This window comes from Burkholderia sp. 22PA0106 (assembly GCF_047497155.1).
Taxonomy (GTDB): domain Bacteria; phylum Pseudomonadota; class Gammaproteobacteria; order Burkholderiales; family Burkholderiaceae; genus Burkholderia.
The window spans coordinates 1,156,856-1,175,236 of the sequence record NZ_CP163163.1 but is presented as its reverse complement, the minus strand read 5'-3'; the positions used below and the strand labels follow the sequence as shown (position 1 = coordinate 1,175,236).

The following is an 18,381-nucleotide window of genomic DNA, read 5'->3' as shown; positions in this document are numbered from 1 at the left end:
CACGGCATGGCGAACTCACCGCTCAAGCCTTCGCGAACTTGCGAATCGCATCCTCGGTCACGGGCGTGAACAGGTTGACGAGATTGCCGTCGGGATCCCGAAACAATACCGAGCGGTTGCCCCACGGCTGCGTGACCGGCATCTGCACGATGTCGGCCAGATGCGGTTCGAGCCGCGCGAACGCCGCGTCGACGTCGTCCACGCGAAACTCGACGATCATCGCGCGGTTGCTGCCGGGCGTGGCCGCGCCCGCGCCGAACAGGTCCATGGTGCGCTTGCTGCCGACCGCCAGCGTGCACGACGGCGACGCCAGTTCGGCGAAATCGTCGGTGTACCAGGTGGCCGTGAGGCCGAGCGTTTCGTAGAAGCCGACCAGCCGGCGAATGTCGTCGGTGATGATGCGGGTCGAGACGAAGTCCATGGGGTTTCCTCCTGAAGTCGATGTGTCGGCGCATGCTACGAGGAGGCTGCTGACACCGTGCTGTCAGCAGCACGGCAACCGGGCAACGCACGCTTCATTCGCGCCGGTTGAATTCAGAACTTCGCGCACGGCAATGACACGCGGCGCGGGCCGGCCCATCATGCGATGCGACTTCGCCACCCAACCGCCCGCCATGCCCAAGCCCATCGCCCTGCTTCTCCTGCGACTTCGCCCCCTGTTCGCCCTGTGCCTTGCCTCCACGCTGCTCGCCTCGACGGCGGGATGCCATGCGCAGGCCGAACCCGATGCGGCCGGCCAGATGTCGATGAAACCGTCCGTCACCTACCTGTTCCTGCTGCGCCGCACGCCGTTCTTCACGGCGCTGTCGACCGAGCAGTTGCAATGGGTGATCGCGCATTCGAAGGAATGGCAGGTGCGGGAAGGGTCCGTCGTCGATGCGTGCCGCGCCGGCGGCAGCGAAAACGCTTCGGATGACTGGATACTGCTCGACGGCGGCTGGGCAGTCGAACACGACGGCCGGGCCGAACGCGCCGGGCGCGGCGAGGCGGGGCAATGGTTCAACCGGACGGTGGCGAACGGCGCACGCTGCCGGCTGGTGGCGACCGAATCCGGCTACGTCATGAAGATCGCGCATGCGGACCTGCAAAACATGCTCGCACGCGGTTTCGACTTCGATGCGCCGTTGGCGGCCGGGCGCGCCTATTACCGGACGATGTTCGGCAACGGGCGCGTGAACGAGGCGCGGTGAATCAGCCGTGAATCGACCGGCCCCGCCCGCGTTCAGGCGAGGCTGTCGATCAGCGCCGCATTGAAAGCCTTCAGATCATCCGGCTTGCGGCTCGAAATCAGCGAACCGTCGCGCACCACGGGTTCATCCACCCAGGTGCCGCCCGCGTTGCGGATGTCGTCCTGCAGGCTCGGCCAGCTCGTCATCCTGCGTCCGCCGACCACGCCGGCCGACACCAGCAGCCAGCCGCCATGGCAGATCACGGCGATCGGCTTGTCGGCCCGGGTGGCCTCGGTCACGAAGCGGCGCGCCTCGTCCACCATGCGGATTGCGTCGCCGTTGACGACGCCGCCCGGCAACACCACCGCGTCGTAGTCGGCCGCGCTCGCCTCGTCGAACGTGCGGTCCACCTTGACGCGCGCGCCCTTGTCGACGTGCCGGAAACCCTGGATCTCGCCGTGCTGCGTCGAAATCACGTGCACCTGCGCGCCTTCGGCCGCCAGCGCGCGCTGCGGCTCGGTCAGTTCGACTTCCTCGAATCCGTCCACCGCGAGGATCGCGATCTTGCGTTGGTCGAGTGCGTTTGCCATGACGTGCTCCTGTTCTCGTTTGCGGCTCCGTATCGGCCGTCACGACATATCGAGCAACGACGGTGCCCGGCAAACGCGACGCGGGCACGAGGCGCGGGCGACGCGCCCCGGGTGATTGCTACACGGCTTGCAGAATTTACCCGGCGGCGTTCAGCGGACCCGACCCCAGCCGCCGAACGCCCAACAGCCGTCACGCGCCTCGAACGATCCGCTCCACCGCGTCGAACAACTGGTCCGCATCGAACGGCTTCTGCAACGCGGTCCAGGCGAAATCGAACGCCTGCATCCGCGACACGGCGTGGCCCGACGCGAAAATCACGCCGATGCCCGGATACCGCGCGAACGCCAGACGCGCCAGTTCCATGCCGTCGATGTCGGGCAAGGCCAGATCGGTCAGCAGGACGCCGCACGGCTCGGTTTCGAGCAGCTCGAGCGCCTTGCGCGGATGGTCGGCCTTGAGCACCGTCAGGCCATTCATCTCCAGCAGCATGGCGGTGGCCTCCAGCGAATCGATATCGTCGTCGACCACCAGCACGCGCTTCGCGGCGGCCGCGTCGAAGGCCGGTGCAGGCGATGCAGCCGGTTCCACCGCGATCGGCTCGCTCGCCATCACCGGCGCCGCCGGTGCCGCCGCCTCGCCAGCCGCGCTCAACAGCCGGCGCAGCCGGGTCGCCAGTTGCTGGCGGCTGTACGGCTTGCTCAACAGCTCGACGCCGGGGTCCAGCCGGCCGCCGTGCACGATCGCATTGCGCGTGTAGCCCGACGTGAACAGCACCTTGAGCGCGGGCAACTGCTGCTTGGCCAGACGCGCCATCTCCGGGCTGCTCAACGGCCCCGGCATCACCACGTCGGTAAACAGCACGTCGATGCGCGCGCCGCTGCCGATCACGGCCAGCGCCTGATGCGCGTCGCTGGCCTTCAGCACCTCGTAGCCGAGCCCCGTCAGCGTGTCGATCACGGTGGACTGCACCGACAGGTCGTCCTCCACCACCAGCACCGTCTCGCTGCCCTGCTGCGGCGTCTCGGGCGCGGCGCACGGCGCGGCGGCGAGCGCCTCGTACGTCATCGGGAAATATGCCTTCACGGTGGTGCCGTAGCCGACCTCGCTGTAGATGCGGATATGCCCGCCGCTCTGCTTGACGAAGCCGTAGGCCATGCTGAGGCCCAGGCCCGTGCCGATGCCTTCCGGCTTGGTGCTGAAGAACGGATCGAACGCGCGGGCCAGCACGTCGTGCGACATGCCCACGCCGTTGTCGGTCACGGCCAGCATCACGTACTGGCCCGGCAGCACGTCGGGCTCGGCCGCGACGTAGCCCTCGTCGAGCGTCTCGTTCGACAGTTCGAGCGTCAGCTTGCCGCCCTCGGGCATCGCCTCGCGCGCGTTGACGGCGAGATTGAGCACGGCGTTCTCGAATTGGTGCGGATCGAGCATCGCATACCCCAGGCCCGGCGCAACCACCGTATCGATCTCGATGGCGTCGCCGAGCGTGCGGCGCAGCAGGGCGTCCATCTCGCGCAGTTGGCGCTCGGGGCTCACCACCAGCGGTTGCAGCGCCTGCTGCCGGCCGAACGCCAGCAGATGCGCGGCGAGCCGCGAGCCGCGCTCGGTCGCGTCGATCGCCTTTTGCAGCCGTTCGAGCGTCCACGGGTCGTGCTCGTGGCGATGCGTGAGCAGATCGAGATTGCCGCGCAGCACCTGCAGCACGTTGTTGAAATCGTGGGCGACGCCGCCCGTCAACTGGCCGAGCGCCTCCATCTTCTGCGACTGGAACAGCGCGGCGCGCGCCTGGTCGAGCTGCTCGGCGGCCTTGCGGCGCTCCGTGATGTCGCGCGTCACCTTGGCGAAGCCCACGATCACGTCGTCGTGCCGAATCACGTCGATCACGACATGGGCGAGGAAGCGGCTGCCGTCGCGCCGCACGCGCCAGCCTTCCGCCTCGAAGCGCCCTTCGTCGCGCGCCGTCGCGAGCGCACGCTCCGGCACGCGATCCGCCACATCTTCGGGCGTGTAGAAGCGCGAGAAATGCGAGCCGACGATCTGCCCGGCCGTATAGCCCTTGATGCGCTCGGCGCCCGGGTTCCAGCTCACCACGCGGCCGTCGGGCGACAGCATGAAGATCGCGTAATCCACCACGCCCTGCACCAGCAGCCGGAACTGGCGCTCGTTCTCGAGCGCCGCGTCGTAGGCCGCCTTCTCGTCGCTGAGGTCGCGCACGACCTCGACGAAGCCCAGCAGCGTGCCGTCGTCGCCGCGCAGCGCGGTCATCACGACGCTGGCCCAGAACGGCGCGCCGCCGCTGCGCAGGCGCCAGCCGAGGCCGGCATGGTGGCCGTGTTCGACGGCCTCGGCCAGCGCACGGCCGGGCACGCCGGCCGCGCGGTCGTGCTCCGGATAGAACCCGGAAAAGTGCCGGCCGACGATATCGGCGCTCCGGCAGTCGTGAATGCGTTCGCCGCCGCGATTCCAGCTCAGGATGCGGCCGTCCGGCGCCAGCGTGCAGATCGAGTAATCCCCGGTCGTCTGCACCCATTGGCGCTCCCAGTCCCCCGCCGGACCGGCTTGATAGGTCGTTGTACTTGTCATGATTGGATTCGCGTTGGATCTAGACCAGCGGCCGAAGCTCGCCGGCTTCGTCGAAGCGCGGCAGATCGAGACGGAACGTGGTGTGATCGGCTTCGTGCGTCTCCACGCGCGCCGTGCCCTTGTGCATCTGGATCACCTTCTGGACGATGTTCAGGCCGAGGCCCAGGCCCGCGCGCTTGGGCGAGCCGGCCGCGCCCGGCCCGAAGGCCTCGAACAGGTGCGGCACCACGTTCGCCGCGATCACGCCGCGATTGCGCACCTTCACCACCACCCGGCCCGCGGCCTCGCCATCCACATCGACCGTCACCGGGCTGTCCGCCGCGCCGTATTGCAGCGCGTTGCTGACGAGGTTGGACACGGCCTGCCACAGCAGGTCGCCATCCCACACGCCGGCACAATCGCCGCGCTCGGTCACGACGATCCGGTCGCCGCCCTCGCTGGTGCGGAATTCGTCCGCCACCGCGCGGCACAGCGCGCCCAATTGCGCGGGCTGCCGCTGCATCTGCAGCCGGCCGCCTTGCAGGCGCGCCAGGTTCAGCAACTGATGCACCATGCGCGCCATGCGCAGCGAGCTGGTCTTGATGCGGTTCGCCACGGTGGCCGTCTGCGTGCCGGCCGGATCGCGCAGCAGGTATTCGGCCGAGGCCAGCACCGCGCCGAGCGGCGTGCGCAGGTCGTGGCCGAGCACCGCCATCAGCATCTCGTTCGCTTCGAGCAGGTCGCGGGTGGTCTGCAACTCCTCGGCCAGCAGCCGCTTGTGCCGCTCCAGCTGCACGAACACCTCGACCTTCGCCTTCAGGATCGCCGCATTGATCGGCTTGTAGAGGAAATCGACCGCGCCGGCCTCGTAGCCGCGAAACGTGCGCGACGCCTCTTCCGAGGTGGCGGTCAGGAAGATGATCGGCACGTGGGCGGTGCGCGAGCTGCCGCGCATCAGCGTGGCCAGCTCGAAGCCGTTCATGTCGGGCATGTTGACGTCGAGCAGCGCCAGCGCGACGTCATGCACCAGCAGCAATTCCAGCGCCGCGGTTCCCGATTGCGCCACCAGCAGGTTGACGCCATCCCGGGCAAGCAGGGCCTGCAACGCCGTGATGTTGTGGGCGATGTCGTCCACAATGAGAATGTTGACAGAAGCCATGGTGTGCATCAGGAGTAAACAGGCAAACTCGCCAGCCGGTTGGCCATCGCGAGCGGTGAAAGGATGGCGTCGGCGGCCCCGCGCGCGATCGCCGCGCGCGGCATGGTGGGCGCCTCCGCCGTCTCCGGTTGCTGCACCCAGGCCGTGCCGCCCGCGGCGCGAATGCAGGCCAGGCCGGCCGCGCCGTCGTCGTTGGCGCCCGACAGCAGCAAGCCCAGCAGGCGGCTGCGAAATCGATACGCGGCCGATTCGAACAGCACGTCGATCGACGGCCGCGAGAACCCCACCCGGGCATCCACCGACAGCGCCACCGTGCAGTCGTCGGCGGCGAGCATATGGTAATCGGGCGGCGCCAGATAAACGTGCCCGCCCCGCAGCGGCTCGCCGGCATCGGGCTCGATCGTCGGCAGCCGGCAATGGCGCGCCAGCGCCTGCGCCAGATGGCTCTGCGCATTGGCCGGCAAGTGCACCACCACCATCACGATCGCCGCAAAATCCGGCGGCAGCGCGCCGAGCAGCACGCCCAGCACCTCGACGCCGCCGGCCGACGCGCCGATCACCACGGCCTCGTAGGCGCGCGGTGCGGGCTCGGAGGGAAAGGAAGCTGCGCACGAGGTCATCAACGTTTCCGGTAAATGCGCTCGCGCTCGCGGAAATCCTCGAACGCCGGGTGCTGCCCCGAGAAGCGCAGGCTTTCCTTGATGCCGAGGCCGAGAAAGCCGCGCCGCACCAGCGTGCGCTCGAACAGCGCCAGCGCGCGATCCTGCAACGCGCGATCGAAGTAGATCAGCACGTTGCGGCACGACACCAGATGCGCCTCGAGAAACACCTCGTCGGTCGACAGGCTGTGATCGGCGAACACCACCCGGTCGCGCAGTTGGGTCGAAAAACGCGCGCCGCCATAGGCCGCGTGATAGTAGTCCGACAGCGAACGCTTGCCGCCGGCTTCCAGGTAATTGCGCGAGAACCCCGCGATGCGGTCGAGCGTGTAGATGCCGGCTTCGGCGCGCGCCAGCGCATCGGGGTTGATGTCGGTCGCATAGAACATCGTGCGCTCGGTGAGCCCCTCCTCCTCGAACAGTATCTTCATCGACCACAGCTCCTCGCCGTTGCTGCATCCGGCCACCCACACCTTGATCGACGGATAGGTCCGCAGGATCGGCAGCACCTGTTCGCGCAGCGCGCGGAAATAGGCCGGATCACGAAACATCTCGCTGACCTGGATCGTCAGGAACTGGAACAGCCGCGTGAAATCCTCCTCGCGGCGCAGGATGCGATCCTGCAACTGCGACAGGCTCGGCAGGCCGAACTCCGTCAGCGCCTGCGTGAGACGGCGGCGCAGCGACGGCATCGAGTAATGCCGGAAATCGTGCTGGTATTTCAGGTAGATCGCGTCGAGCAGCAGCTTCAGTTCGAGATCGAAATCCGACAGGCGCGGCTCGGCGTCCGGCGCGGCGGGGCCGGCCGGATCGTTCGGCGCGGCGGGATCGACGGGATCGATGGGGTTCATGCGGTCGATGTCCATCTCAGCGTTGCCGCAGCCAGACCCGGCAGAGCGACACGAGCTTGTCGATGTCGATCGGCTTCGAGATGTAATCGTCGGCGCCCGCCTCGATGCAGCGGATGCGGTCGTGCTCCATCGCCTTGGCGGTCAGCGCGATGATCGGCAACTGCAGGAAGCGCACGTCCTGGCGGATCGCGGCCGTGGCGGCCAGGCCGTCCATCTCCGGCATCATCACGTCCATCAGCACCAGGTCGATCTTGTGCCCTTGTTCGAGCACCTCCAGCACTTCGCGGCCGTTGCGCGCGATGAACAATTTCGCGCCGAGCGGCTCGATCACGTGCGACAGCGCGAAGATGTTGCGCGCGTCGTCCTCGGCCAGCAGGATCGCGCTGCCCTCGAACACGTCGTCGCGCTGGCGCACCGTGCGCAGCATGCGCTGCTGCTCGGGCGCGAGCGTCGATTCCACGCTGTGCAGGAACAGCGTCACCTCGTCGAGCAGGCGCTCGGGCGAGCGCGCGCCCTTGATGATGATCGACTTCGAATAGCGGCGCAGGCGGTGCTCCTCGTCGGCGGACAGCGTGCGGCCGGTGTAGACGATCACCGGCAGCAGCGCGCGCGCCGGGTCGGTCGCGAGCCGTTCGAGCAGGTCGTAGCCGGTGCCGTCGGGCAGCGCGAGGTCGGTCACCACGCAATCGAACTCGTTGCCGTCGAGCTGCTCGATGGCGCGCGCCAGCGTATCGACCGCCACGATGTCGGTGGTCTCGTTGCCGAGCAGCACGCGGATGCTCTCGCGCATCGCCAGGTCGTCCTCGATCACCAGCACGCGCTTGAGGCGATGTTGCAGGCGGCCTTCGAGGCGGCGGATCGCCGATTCGAGCGTGGCGCGCGCCGCCGGCTTCATCGTGTAGCCCACCGCGCCGAGGTGCAGCGCCTTCGCGGTGTGATCGGTGGCGGCCACGATATGGATCGGGATGTGGCGCGTCAGCGAATCGTTCTTCAGCCATTCGAGCACGGTCAGCCCCGAATGATCGGGCAGGCCCACGTCGAGCAGCACGGCGGTCGGCTGCATGTCGCGCACCAGCGCGATGCCCGAGCCGCCGTCGGCCGCATGCACGAAATCGAAATCGAGTTCGTGCACGAGATCGCGCAGGATGCCGGCGAACACGAGGTCGTCCTCGATCGCGAGGATCAGGCGGCCGGGCCGCTGGCGGTCATGCCGGTCGTCGGCGATCGATTGCGCCGCCGTGGCCGAGGCGGCGGCCGTCACGGCCCGCTCGTGCGGATCAAGCGACGGCGTGCTCGATGTACTCGATGCGCCCGATGCGCCGGTCGTGAAACCGGCCGCGCCGAACGTGGCGGCCAGGCCCGGTGCGTCGGCCAGCATCGGCACCGCATCGCGCAGCGCACGTGCCGAATGCAGCGCGCCGGCGTCCGGCGTGCCTTCTGCATCCACCGTCCACGCCGCCTCGGCCGGCAGCCACAGCGTGAAGACGCTGCCCGCGCCGAGTTCGCTCGCCACGCCGATCCGCCCGCCCAGCAATTCCGCGAAGCGGCGCGAGATCGACAGGCCCAGGCCGCTGCCGCCGTAGTGGCGGCTGGTCGAGCCGTCGGCCTGCTGGAACGCCTCGAAGATCATTTCGAGCTTGTCGGCGGCGATGCCGATGCCGGAATCGCGCACGTCGAAACGGATCTGGCCCGACGCGTCCGCCGAGATGGTCAGCGCCACCTCGCCGTGCTCGGTGAACTTCAGCGCGTTGGACAGCAGGTTGCGCAGGATCTGCACGAGCCGCTGGCTGTCGGTCACGATCGTCGCCGGCGCGCCGGGCGCGCGCGAAATCGTCAGCGCAAGCGGCTTGGCGGCCGCGATCGGCTCGAACATCTCGCGCAGCGACTGCATGACCGGTTCGAGCGTCACCCACTCGGGTTCCATCGTGACCTGCCCGGCCTCGACCTTCGACAGATCGAGAATGTCGTTGATCAGGTTCAGCAGGTCGCTGTTCGAGCTGTGGATGGTTTCGGCGTAATGGACCTGTTCCTTGGTCAGATTGCCGCCGCGGTTTTCCTGCAGCAGCCGCGCGAGAATCAGCGAGCTGTTCAGCGGCGTGCGCAGCTCGTGCGACATGTTGGCCAGGAACTCGGACTTGTAGCGGCTGGTCTGTTCGAGTCGCGCCGCGTTGGCCGAGATCGACTCCTGCGCCGTCACGAGTTCTTCCTTCTGCCGCTCCAGGCGCTGCGCGTATTCCTCGAGTTGCGTGTTGGTCTGCTCGAGCTCGGCCTGATGCGACTGGAGCCGCGCCTGCGAATCGGTCAGCGCCCGCCCGCGCTCCTCCAGCCCTTCGTTGGCCACCCGCAGTTCTTCCTGCTGGACCTGCATTTCCTCGTTCAGCAGTTGCGCTTCCGCGAGCGTGTCCTGCAGGCGCTCGCGATATTGCGCGGCGGCGAGGAAGTCGCCCGTGCTGTTGGCGATCAGTTCCAGGAATTCGAGGTCGCGCGCCTCGATATCGCGCATGAAGGCCATTTCGACCACGCCGTTGACCGCATCGTCGCTCGTGACCGGCAGCACCACCAGGCCGCGCGGCGCGCTGCCGCCGAGGCCCGACGTCACCATCAGGTAGTTGTCGGGAATGTCCTTGAGCACCACCGTGCGGCGCGACGTGGCGGCCTGGCCGATCAGGCTTTCGGCGTCGCGGAAGCTGCGGGCGCCGCCGGCGGCGGCATCCGCGCTGAAGCCGTGCGTGGCGACCCGGCGCAGCTCGCCGCTGGTCGCGTCGCGCACGTAGAGCGCCGAGACGAACGCGTCGAGGTAGTGCGCGAGGAAATCGAGCGTGGCCTGCCCCACCGAGGCGGCGCTGCTCTGCCCGACCATCTTTTCCGCAAGCAGGCGCTGGCCCGAGCGCACCCACACCTGCCGTTTCAGCACGTCGGTGTGTTCGACCTGCTGGCGCAGCGCGTCGTCATAGGTGCGCGACAGTTCGAGCAACTCGCGCCGGCCGCGCCACGCCAGGAACGCGCTGACCAGCACGCTGAACAGCACGAACACGCTGACGAGCACCGCCGTCAGGCTCCGGGCGGCGTCGCCGCGTTGCTGGCGCAGCGCCAGTTCGACGTCGAGGAAGCCCGCGAACTCGCGGCGGATTTCGTCGAACTCCTGCTGGCCGCGGCTCGAACGCACCGCGCCGCTGTAATCGAGGTTCTTGCGGCGCAGCTCGATGATGTCGTCCGCGTTGCGGTTCCAGCGCGTCTGGATCGCCTGGATGCGCTTGAGCGTCTCGACCTGGGGCGGGTTGTCGGCCACCAGTTTCACCAGCCCGTCGATCTCGGCCTGGAAGCGGCCTTCGTCGAGTTCGTAAGGCGATAGAAAGCGTTCGTCGCCGGTGATCAGGTAGCCGCGCATCGACGCCTGGCGTTCGACCGCCAGCCGCATCATTTCGTTGGCATTGCCGATCACCCGCTCCGAGTGCTCGACCCAGCTCATGGTGGAGGTCAGATACAACACCAGCCCGATGAACACCGCGACGCTCACCAGGCCCATACCGAGCGGTAACGCGATATTGCGCTGGATGATCTTGCGGAAAGTGAGCGGGTCGAGAGCTTCGGTCATTGGGTCCTTTGTGCTTTTTAATCCGCGCATCGGCCGGCAAATGCCTCGACTTCGTCCGGATGAGCGGACGCGGGAATCGGGCGTGCGGGAACGGGTCGGCGGGTAGCGCACCCGCACTTTACAGGGCATGGATCGCTCGCGAAACTGCGATCTCGCTGTGGGGCGCGGTGGAGGGGGTTGGCGGCGCTGCGACTTGCCGGGTTTGGGTCGATTTTTGGGGCGGCTTTGAGTCGGCTTCGGGGCGGCTTTCTGCCCGGTCGCTGCGCGTCGGTCGCCCGGCCGCCCGGCCGCCCCGGTGCCGCCGGCCCGGCTGCGTCGCGCCGGCAGGCGACATCGGCCCTCGCCACGGCTCGCTTTTTTACAAACCGGCAGCAGGATTTGCGTGACGCCGGCCGGCCGGACCGCGCGAATCGCCGGGCCAACCGGATGCTCCGACGCACGGGTGCGCTGCCGCCGCGGCCGGACCGCCGCGAATCGGCCTGCCGACCGGCCCTCCCCGCCGCACGGCACGCCTCTTGCGGATATCTCGATCCATCCTGCGAAAACCCGAACTCGGGCCGCCCCGCGCGCGGCAAGCGGGAATGCGGCACGGCGGAAAGCCCTTCGCCATCCGAATCACTCACGGAGCACGCGATGCCTGCCATGATCTGGAAAGGAGCGGTCAGCTTCGGGCTGGTCCATGTGCCGGTGCAACTGGTGCCGGCCACGCGCACCGTCAAGCCGTCGTTTCACCTGCTCGACCAGCGCTCGATGGACCCGGTCGGCTACCGGCGCGTGAACAAGCGCACCGGCCGCGAGGTCCCGCGCGAGGACATCGTGCGCGGCTACGAATACGAAAAGGAACGCTACGTCGTGCTGAGCGACGACGAGATCCGCGCCGCGAACCCCGAATCGACGCGCTCGATCGACATCGTGACGTTTGTCGAGGCCGCCGCCGTGTCGTTCCTGTATCTCGATACGCCGTATTACCTGCTGCCCGACCGCAACGGCGAGAAGGTCTATGCGCTGCTGCGCGAGGCGCTCGTCGATACCGGCAAGATCGGCATCGCGCACGTGGTCATCCACGAGCGGCAGCATCTGGCGGCGCTGATTCCGGTCGGCGCGGTGCTCGCGCTCGACCTGCTGCGCTGGGATAACGAACTGCGCCCGCTCGACGAGTTCGCGGCCGGCCGGGCCAGCGCCCGGAAGGCCGGCGTCAGCGCCCGCGAGCGGCAGATGGCCGGCAAGCTGATCGACGACATGTCGGGCGACTGGTCGCCGGACGCCTATCGCGACACGTTTCGCGACGACATCCTGGCGCTCGTCGAACGCAAGATCAAGGCCGGCAAATCGAAGAAGGTCGAAACCCCCGCCGCCGGCAAGCCGCGCGCGCCGTCGAACGTTCTCGACCTGACCGAGCTGCTGCGCCGCAGCCTGAGCGGCAAGCGCGGGCGGCAGGCAAACGGCGGGGCGCGGCCCGAGGCCGCCGCGAGCGACGGCGGCGGCGGTCGCAACAATCGCGACAATCACGACAAGCCGGTTCGCAAGAAGGCGGCGGCGAAGGCCGCCAAGGCCGCCGGGAAAGCCGCCCCGGCCGGCAAGCGCGCGCCGAAGGAATCGACATCGGCATCGACGAAAAAGAAGCCCCCCGGCAAGACGGCGACGAAACAGGCTGCCGCCAAGCGCCCCGCCGCGAAGAAAACGGCCGCCGCCAAACCGAAGGCCGCCGCGGCCGCTCGCGGCAACGCGCCCAAGCGCCGGGCCGCCTGAGCCCGAACCGATACCGGAGCGCCGATGCCGACCCGCAAGCTCGCCGACTACCGCCGCAAGCGCCGTTTCGACGCGACGCCCGAACCGAGCGGCGCGCCCGCGCGCTCGGCCCGCCCGGCCCCGGCCGCCCGCGCCGCCCCGGCTGCGCTGCGGTTCGTCGTGCAGGAGCATCACGCGCGGCATCTGCATTACGACTTCCGGCTCGAACTCGACGGGGTGCTCAAATCCTGGGCCATTCCGAAGGGGCCGAGCCTGGACCCTTCGGTCAAGCGGCTCGCCGTGCAGGTCGAGGATCATCCGCTCGATTACGGCGCGTTCGAGGGCGACATTCCCGCCGGCCATTACGGCGCCGGCAGCGTGCGGATCGACGACGCCGGCCACTGGATTCCGGACGGCGGGCAGGCCGGCGCGCGGCGCGGCTACCGCGACGGCAAGCTCACATTCGCGCTCGAAGGCGGCACGCTGCACGGGCGCTGGTCGCTGGTGCGCACGCGCTCGATCGGGCACGGCAAGCAGGCATCGTGGCTGCTGATCAAGGCCCGCGACGAGGCGGCGAGCGAGGTGCCGGGCAGCGCCAACAAGGTGAAGCGCCGCGCCAAGGCCTCGTCGAGCGCTGCAAAGAGCAAGGCGGCTCACGTCACACCGGGCACCACCGCGAAGACGAATCGCCGCGCCAAGGCCTCGCCGAGCGCTGCAACAAGCGAGGCCGTCCGCGCCGCACCGGGCACCACCGCCAAGGCAAACCGCAGCGCCAAAGTCTCGTCGAACGCCACGCCGAGCGAGGCCGTCCACGCCACACCGGGCACCACCGCCAAAGCGAAGCGCCATGCCAAGCCCTCGCCGAACACCGCCCCCGCAGGCCGCCGCGCCGCCCTGCCCGAGCGCCTCACTCCCCAGCTCGCGACGCTCGTCGATGCGCCCCCTCCCGGCGACGATTGGCGCTACGAAATGAAATTCGACGGCTACCGCGTGCTGATCCGCATCGCCGGCAGCGGCCGGCGGCGCTCGGTGCAAATCTACACGCGCGAGGGCAACGACTGGAGCGCGAAATTTCATACGCAGTGCGAAGCCCTCGCCGCATTGCCGGTGCGCAACGCCTGGTTCGACGGCGAGGCGGTAGTGGCCGACCCGAACGGCGTACCGAGCTTCGCGGCGCTGCAACAGGCGCTGTCGTCCGGCGACGACGGCGCGATCACCTTGTTCCTGTTCGACGTGCCGCATCTGGATGGCCGCGCCTTGCAGGATCTGCCGCTCGATGCGCGTCGCGCGCTGCTCGCGCAGCGGCTCGGCGAAGCGGCGTCGCCCCATCTGCGGCTCTCGCCGACGCTCGACGGCGAGCCGGCCGAACTGCTCGCGGCGGCGGCCGAGGCCGGGCTCGAAGGCCTGATCGGCAAGCGCGGCGGCAGCCGCTACCGCGCCGGGCGCGGCGACGCGTGGATCAAGCTGAAATGCCGGCAGCGGCAGGAGTTCGTGATCGGCGGCTACACCGATCCGCAAGGCAGCCGCGAAGGCCTCGGCGCGCTGCTGCTCGGCGTGTTCGACGTGCCGGGCGAGCGCAAAAGCACCGCGAAACTGCGCTATGCGGGCCGCGTCGGCACCGGCTTCGACCGGCGCCAGCTCGCGTCGCTGGTGCGCCAACTGCAGGCCGTCGAGCGGGCGCGCACGCCGTTCGCGACACCGCCGAAACCGCGCGGCGGCGGCGCCGTGCACTGGGTCGCGCCCACGCTCGTGGCCGAATGCGAGTTCGCGAACTGGACGGCGGACGGCCTCGTGCGTCAGGCGGCGTTCGTCGCGCTGCGCGACGACAAGCCCGCTTCGCGGATCGTCCGCGAAACACCCGCGCCCGCGCCGACACCCGCACCGCGCGCACCCGGCAAGCCGCCCTCCGCCACGCCCCCGGACCGACGAACCATGACGAAACAGCGCAACGACGCCGACCTTCACGGCGTGCGCATCACCCACCCCGAGCGCGTGATCGACGCCGACAGCGGCGCGACCAAGCTCGACCTGGTGCGCTATTACGCGGCGCTCGCGCCGTGGCTGCTGCCGCAACTGCACGGCCGGCCGGTGTCGCTGGTGCGGTACATGAAGGGCGTCGGCGGCCCGTCGTTCTTTCAGAAGCACGCAGGCAGGCAAGGCATGACGTTCGTCACGCGGCATCCCGGGCTCGACCCCGGCCACGACGCGCTGATCACGCTCGACGACGCAACCGCGCTGATCCACGCCGCGCAATTCGACACCATCGAATTCCATACCTGGAACGCCTCGATCGACCGGATCGAGCGCCCCGACCGGCTCGTGTTCGATCTCGACCCGGACCCGTCGCTGCCGTGGCGCGCGATGACCGACGCGGCGGGGCTGGTGCGCGCGCTGCTCGACGAACTCGGGCTCGAATCGTTCTGCAAGACGAGCGGCGGCAAGGGCCTGCACGTGGTCGCGCCGATCAGCCGCCACACGTCGTGGGACGACGCGCGCGATTTTTCGCAGGACGTCGCCCGGCACCTGGCCGCGACGCTGCCCGAACGCTTCACCGCGACGATGGGGCCGAAGCACCGGAAGGGCCTGATCTTCGTGGACTATCTGCGCAACGGGCGCGGCGCGAGCACCGTGGCCGCCTACTCGGCGCGCGCGCGGCCCGGGCTCGGCGTATCGGTGCCGCTTGCCTGGGACGAGGTGCCGGCGACGCGCGGCGGCGCGCAATGGACCATCGCGAACGTCGCCGCGCGGCTCGCGGCGCTTGAACGCGACCCGTGGGACGGCTACGGCGACGTGCGGCAACGGCTGACCGCCGCGATGCGCAAGCGGCTCGCGCCCGGTTCGGGTTGAGGCCGGGCGGCGCGCCCGCATCGATGCGGGCGCGGGCATGAATGCTGCGGCACGTTCCGCATCCCCCTCACCGCCCTGTTTCCAGCCCCGGACCCCTGCCATGCAAACCGACCGACTCGATGCCCGAGAACTCGACTACTGGACCTTGCGCGCCCTGGCGCATGACGACCGCCCGCTGGTGTTCGTCGCCACCGAACCGCAGATCGTCGCCACCGTCGCCAGCGGCGATTTCTCGCGAATGGACCAGCGCGTGTCGGCGTCCACCGATTGGGCGGATGCCGCCGCCGTGCTCGAGCGCGTCGCCGACCTGCGCGCGACCCGCCTCGACGACGGCGTCACCCGCGTCGAAGCGCGCTTCGCGGGCTTGCCCGATCTGACGCTCGCCGCCCACGGCGAAGGCCCGACCTTGCGCGTGGCGCTGTTGCGGGCGTTTGTCCGCGCACGCTTCGGCGACACGGTCGGGCCGGTGCCCGGCGAGCCGCACGTCGTGCAAAACGGGCAAGTGACAGCGCACCAAGCCGGCGCGCCGCTGCCGCACGGCGGCCAGCGCCGCGATGCGCCGCGCGACACGCACGAGATCGGCGCGCTGCCGCGCCCCTAGCCCGCCCGGCCGGTCGAACGCAGGATCGCCTGCGCGAACTCCACGAAGCCCGCACCGCCCGGCCCGCGCGTGATCCAGCGCGGCGCCACCGGCAGGTGCGGCAGGTAATCCACCACCGTGCTGACGCCGGCCGTGTGCGTGAAGAACGCGAACATCGGCGCGTCGTTGGTGGAATCGCCCGAATAGGCGACCGACGCGCGGGCGGCGTCGGCGTCCAGGCCATAGGTGTCGGCCAGCACGCGCAGCGACATCGTCAGCTTGTCGTAGCCGCCGATCCAGCCGAGCACCCAGAGGTTGTTGATCGTCGCATCCGCCCCGGCCTGCCGCAGCGCCTCGACGAGGCGGCGGTCGGCGGCCTCGCCCGTGCGGCGATAGGCGAGGCTCGTCAGGCGGAACGCCTGATCGTCGGCTTCCCGCGCCTCGGGCACGGCGCGTTGCACGGCTCGCGCCACCGCCTGCAGTTGCGCGCGCACCGGTTCGAGCCGGTCGGGCGCGTGCCAGAACCGGCGCTCGACCTCGTGCCCGTGCGCGCCGCGCCGCAGGAACAGGCCGCCGTTCTCCGCAATCACGCCGTCGACCGGCCACATCCGGGCCATCTGATCGCACCACCCGGCCGGCGCCGCCGTGACCGGCACCACGCGAATGCCGCCCGCCTCCAGTTGCGCCAGCGCCGTATAGGTGTCGGCGGACAGCCGGCCTTGGTAGGTCAGCGTTTCGTCCATGTCCGTGAGCACGAACCGGACGGCCGAGAATTGATCGGCGCGGGCGTCGGAAAGGGGTTGCATGATGGCCGGTGGGCAGGAATGGCCGCAAATTATGACGGGCTAGCGGGCCGGCGCTTCGTCGAATTGCGCGAATGCATATCGCGATTCGTCGATAACGGCGGCGCGCGGCGCGCTTGTCCGCCGCAATGCGACGAATTTGTCGCCGTCACGCGTCCGCGCCCAGCCATCGCCGCGAGGGTTCGCATTGCGCGCCCTGCCGAGCGCCGGTGGGCAGCTTCGCCGACGGCCTTGCGCCGAGCGCCTCGGCGCGCGCCGGCCGGTTGGATATCGGCGCGCACGACGGCGAATCGGGCCGCGACATTCGCGTTTTCCTCGCCTACGCCGGCCCGTCGCGCGCCATCACGCGCCGTCACGAGCCACCCGCCGCGCGTTGACACGGCCGATTCCGCCACGTACGCTGCGCGACTGCAGTGAGACGTCCTGTCCACTTGCCGTAAGCGTTTACGTCAATCAACGCGCAATCGGGTTCCGGCACGTTCGCCTCGCCGAGGAACCCATGCGCTCGAGATTCGCGTATGCACATCCGCTCTTACGGCTTTCCCGCCTTTCTGTCGTCCCTCCCGGCTTCGGCCCGTTGCGCGTTGGCGCTCGGCTTTTGCATCGGCTTCGCGGACGGCGTGATGCTGCCCTTCCTCGCGCTGTGGGCCGAGCACGTGGCCCATGTGTCGTCGCGCTTCGTCGGCCCGTTGCTGGCCTGCTATTCGGCAGGAGAACTGATCGCCACGCCGTGGCTCGGCGGCGCGGCCGACCGCTGGGGCCGCCGGCCCGTGCTGCTTGCGTCCTTGCTCGGGGTGGGCGGCGGCTTCATGCTGCTGCCGTTCTGCCAGGGCGCCATCGAGATCGCGGCGGTGCTGCTCGCGATCGGCGTGGCCGAATGCGCACTGCATCCGACCGTCTCGACCGTGATCGCCGATGTCGTCGCGCCGGCCCGGCACCGGCAGGCGTTCGCGTGGGCGCGCGGCGTCTCGGGCCTCGGCCGGATTGCCGGGCCGGCGACCGGCGCGATGCTCGCCGCGCCAGCGCTCGGCGGCGTGTTCTTCGGGGCGGCCGGCGCCTTGCTGGCCGGGGCGTTGATGGTGCTCGCATGGATGCCCGAAACGCGTCACCCCGGCAGCCATCACAACGAAGAGGAAGACGAGGACAACGAGCCGGGCCTCGCCGGCCTGCTGCCGGCGTTTCGCGACCGGCAGTTGGCATCGATGCTCGGCTGGCTGCTGTGCGTCGAGATCTGCGCGGGCTGGGTGCCGGCCGTGCTGCCGCTGTTCGCGCACGACACCGGGCTGCTCACGCCCGCGCAGGTCGGCTGGCTGTTCACGTATGGTGCGGCGCTGCTGGCCGGGTTGCAGGTGGCGACGGCGGGCAGGCTGGCCCGTGTGGACGGCGGCGCGCTGGTCTGGAGCAGCGCGCTCGCGCTGGCCGCCGCGTTCGCGGCGATCCTGCTGCTCGGCGGCGTGGCCGGGCTGGCGGTCGGCATGACGCTGCTGTCGCTGAACCAGATGCTGCTCGGGCCGTTGGTGCCGGCCACGCTCGGCGCGCTCGCGCCGCCGCATCGGCGCGCCGTGTACATGGCGGCCGGCTCGGTCGTCAACGATCTGGAAGACACGCTCGGGCCGGCGATCGGCACGCTGGTGTACGGGGTGTCGCCGCGCCTGCCCTGGATCGTCGGCATCCCGCTCGCGCTCGGCGCGGGTTTCGCGTTGTCGAAACGAATGCGGCGCATGCAGCGGGCAGGCCGCCGCGAGGCGGAATCGGACAGCCGCGCGCCGGAACTGTGAGCAAGATGCCGTGCGCAGGCGACGGCGGCAGCCGCCGCCGAGGCGCTGGCCGTGCTTCG

Annotated in this window: 14 protein-coding genes; 6 read left to right on the top strand and 8 right to left on the bottom strand. The window is 69.6% G+C overall.

The features are described from left to right. Positions 1-22: 22 nt before the first annotated feature. The gene (locus AB4850_RS20200; RefSeq protein ID WP_414444768.1) at positions 23-421 is read right to left on the bottom strand and encodes a VOC family protein; all 399 of its coding nucleotides are present in this window, start codon (positions 419-421) and stop codon (positions 23-25) included. Here AB4850_RS20200 and AB4850_RS20195 point away from each other — a divergent pair. Then, a complete protein-coding gene (locus tag AB4850_RS20195) occupies positions 384-1,190 on the top strand; it encodes a hypothetical protein (protein ID WP_414444767.1) in 807 nt (268 codons plus the stop codon). The two genes, AB4850_RS20200 and AB4850_RS20195, sit on opposite strands and share 38 nt — an antisense overlap. Positions 1,191-1,222: 32 nt before the next feature. On the opposite strand, the gene AB4850_RS20190 is transcribed toward AB4850_RS20195, so the two are convergent. The 6 genes from AB4850_RS20190 to AB4850_RS20165 form a co-directional block, all read right to left on the bottom strand. After that, positions 1,223-1,759, bottom strand: coding sequence for a type 1 glutamine amidotransferase domain-containing protein (locus AB4850_RS20190; RefSeq protein ID WP_414444766.1), 537 nt, complete (start codon positions 1,757-1,759; stop codon positions 1,223-1,225). 190 nt (positions 1,760-1,949) lie between these two features. Then, a complete protein-coding gene (locus AB4850_RS20185) occupies positions 1,950-4,343 on the bottom strand; it encodes a PAS domain S-box protein (RefSeq protein ID WP_414444765.1) in 2,394 nt (797 codons plus the stop codon). Between the two features lie 19 nt (positions 4,344-4,362). Then, positions 4,363-5,490, bottom strand: coding sequence for a response regulator (locus tag AB4850_RS20180; protein ID WP_414444764.1), 1,128 nt, complete (start codon positions 5,488-5,490; stop codon positions 4,363-4,365). Next, positions 5,490-6,101 (bottom strand): chemotaxis protein CheB, encoded by a 612-nt coding sequence (locus tag AB4850_RS20175; protein ID WP_414444763.1) that lies wholly within the window; start codon positions 6,099-6,101, stop codon positions 5,490-5,492. The genes AB4850_RS20180 and AB4850_RS20175 overlap by 1 nt, the downstream gene beginning before the upstream one ends. Beyond that, complete coding sequence (locus AB4850_RS20170; RefSeq protein WP_414444762.1) at positions 6,101-6,991, bottom strand: CheR family methyltransferase; 891 nt, start codon at positions 6,989-6,991, stop codon at positions 6,101-6,103. The genes AB4850_RS20175 and AB4850_RS20170 overlap by 1 nt, the downstream gene beginning before the upstream one ends. A gap of 16 nt (positions 6,992-7,007) precedes the next feature. Continuing rightward, positions 7,008-10,586 carry a response regulator gene (locus AB4850_RS20165; protein WP_414444761.1) on the bottom strand — a complete coding sequence of 1,193 codons (3,579 nt, stop codon included), beginning with the start codon at positions 10,584-10,586 and terminating at the stop codon, positions 7,008-7,010. A 633-nt stretch (positions 10,587-11,219) separates the two neighbouring features. Here AB4850_RS20165 and AB4850_RS20160 point away from each other — a divergent pair. The 3 genes from AB4850_RS20160 (at position 11,220) to AB4850_RS20150 (ending at position 15,762) form a co-directional block, all read left to right on the top strand. Further along, a complete protein-coding gene (locus AB4850_RS20160; protein ID WP_414444760.1) occupies positions 11,220-12,335 on the top strand; it encodes a Ku protein in 1,116 nt (371 codons plus the stop codon). A 24-nt stretch (positions 12,336-12,359) separates the two neighbouring features. Beyond that, positions 12,360-15,161: a DNA ligase D gene (gene ligD / locus AB4850_RS20155; protein ID WP_414444759.1), complete on the top strand. Its 2,802-nt coding sequence runs from the start codon at positions 12,360-12,362 to the stop codon at positions 15,159-15,161. A 100-nt stretch (positions 15,162-15,261) separates the two neighbouring features. Continuing rightward, positions 15,262-15,762, top strand: a complete 501-nt coding sequence (locus AB4850_RS20150) for a DUF2591 domain-containing protein (RefSeq protein WP_414444758.1) — start codon at positions 15,262-15,264, stop codon at positions 15,760-15,762. Here the strand turns inward: AB4850_RS20150 and AB4850_RS20145 are convergent. Next, positions 15,759-16,547, bottom strand: coding sequence for an HAD-IIB family hydrolase (locus AB4850_RS20145; RefSeq protein ID WP_414444757.1), 789 nt, complete (start codon positions 16,545-16,547; stop codon positions 15,759-15,761). The genes AB4850_RS20150 and AB4850_RS20145 overlap by 4 nt on opposite strands. A 206-nt stretch (positions 16,548-16,753) precedes the next feature. On the opposite strand from AB4850_RS20145, the gene AB4850_RS20140 reads away from it, so the two are divergent. Beyond that, complete coding sequence (locus AB4850_RS20140; RefSeq protein ID WP_414444756.1) at positions 16,754-16,921, top strand: hypothetical protein; 168 nt, start codon at positions 16,754-16,756, stop codon at positions 16,919-16,921. Between the two features lie 141 nt (positions 16,922-17,062). Beyond that, on the top strand, positions 17,063-18,322 hold the full coding sequence (locus tag AB4850_RS20135; RefSeq protein WP_414444755.1) for an MFS transporter: 1,260 nt from the start codon (positions 17,063-17,065) through the stop codon (positions 18,320-18,322). Positions 18,323-18,381 lie beyond the last annotated feature (59 nt).

Coding starts and splice junctions, on each gene's coding strand:
- AB4850_RS20150 (WP_414444758.1), top strand. CDS start 15,262: ATGCAAACCGACCGACTCGATGCCCGAGAACTCGACTACTGGACCTTG.
- AB4850_RS20180 (WP_414444764.1), bottom strand. CDS start 5,490: ATGCACACCATGGCTTCTGTCAACATTCTCATTGTGGACGACATCGCC.
- AB4850_RS20165 (WP_414444761.1), bottom strand. CDS start 10,586: ATGACCGAAGCTCTCGACCCGCTCACTTTCCGCAAGATCATCCAGCGC.
- AB4850_RS20175 (WP_414444763.1), bottom strand. CDS start 6,101: ATGACCTCGTGCGCAGCTTCCTTTCCCTCCGAGCCCGCACCGCGCGCC.
- AB4850_RS20190 (WP_414444766.1), bottom strand. CDS start 1,759: ATGGCAAACGCACTCGACCAACGCAAGATCGCGATCCTCGCGGTGGAC.
- AB4850_RS20195 (WP_414444767.1), top strand. CDS start 384: ATGTCGTCGGTGATGATGCGGGTCGAGACGAAGTCCATGGGGTTTCCT.
- AB4850_RS20145 (WP_414444757.1), bottom strand. CDS start 16,547: ATGCAACCCCTTTCCGACGCCCGCGCCGATCAATTCTCGGCCGTCCGG.
- AB4850_RS20135 (WP_414444755.1), top strand. CDS start 17,063: ATGCACATCCGCTCTTACGGCTTTCCCGCCTTTCTGTCGTCCCTCCCG.
- AB4850_RS20200 (WP_414444768.1), bottom strand. CDS start 421: ATGGACTTCGTCTCGACCCGCATCATCACCGACGACATTCGCCGGCTG.
- ligD (WP_414444759.1), top strand. CDS start 12,360: ATGCCGACCCGCAAGCTCGCCGACTACCGCCGCAAGCGCCGTTTCGAC.
- AB4850_RS20170 (WP_414444762.1), bottom strand. CDS start 6,991: ATGAACCCCATCGATCCCGTCGATCCCGCCGCGCCGAACGATCCGGCC.
- AB4850_RS20160 (WP_414444760.1), top strand. CDS start 11,220: ATGCCTGCCATGATCTGGAAAGGAGCGGTCAGCTTCGGGCTGGTCCAT.
- AB4850_RS20185 (WP_414444765.1), bottom strand. CDS start 4,343: ATGACAAGTACAACGACCTATCAAGCCGGTCCGGCGGGGGACTGGGAG.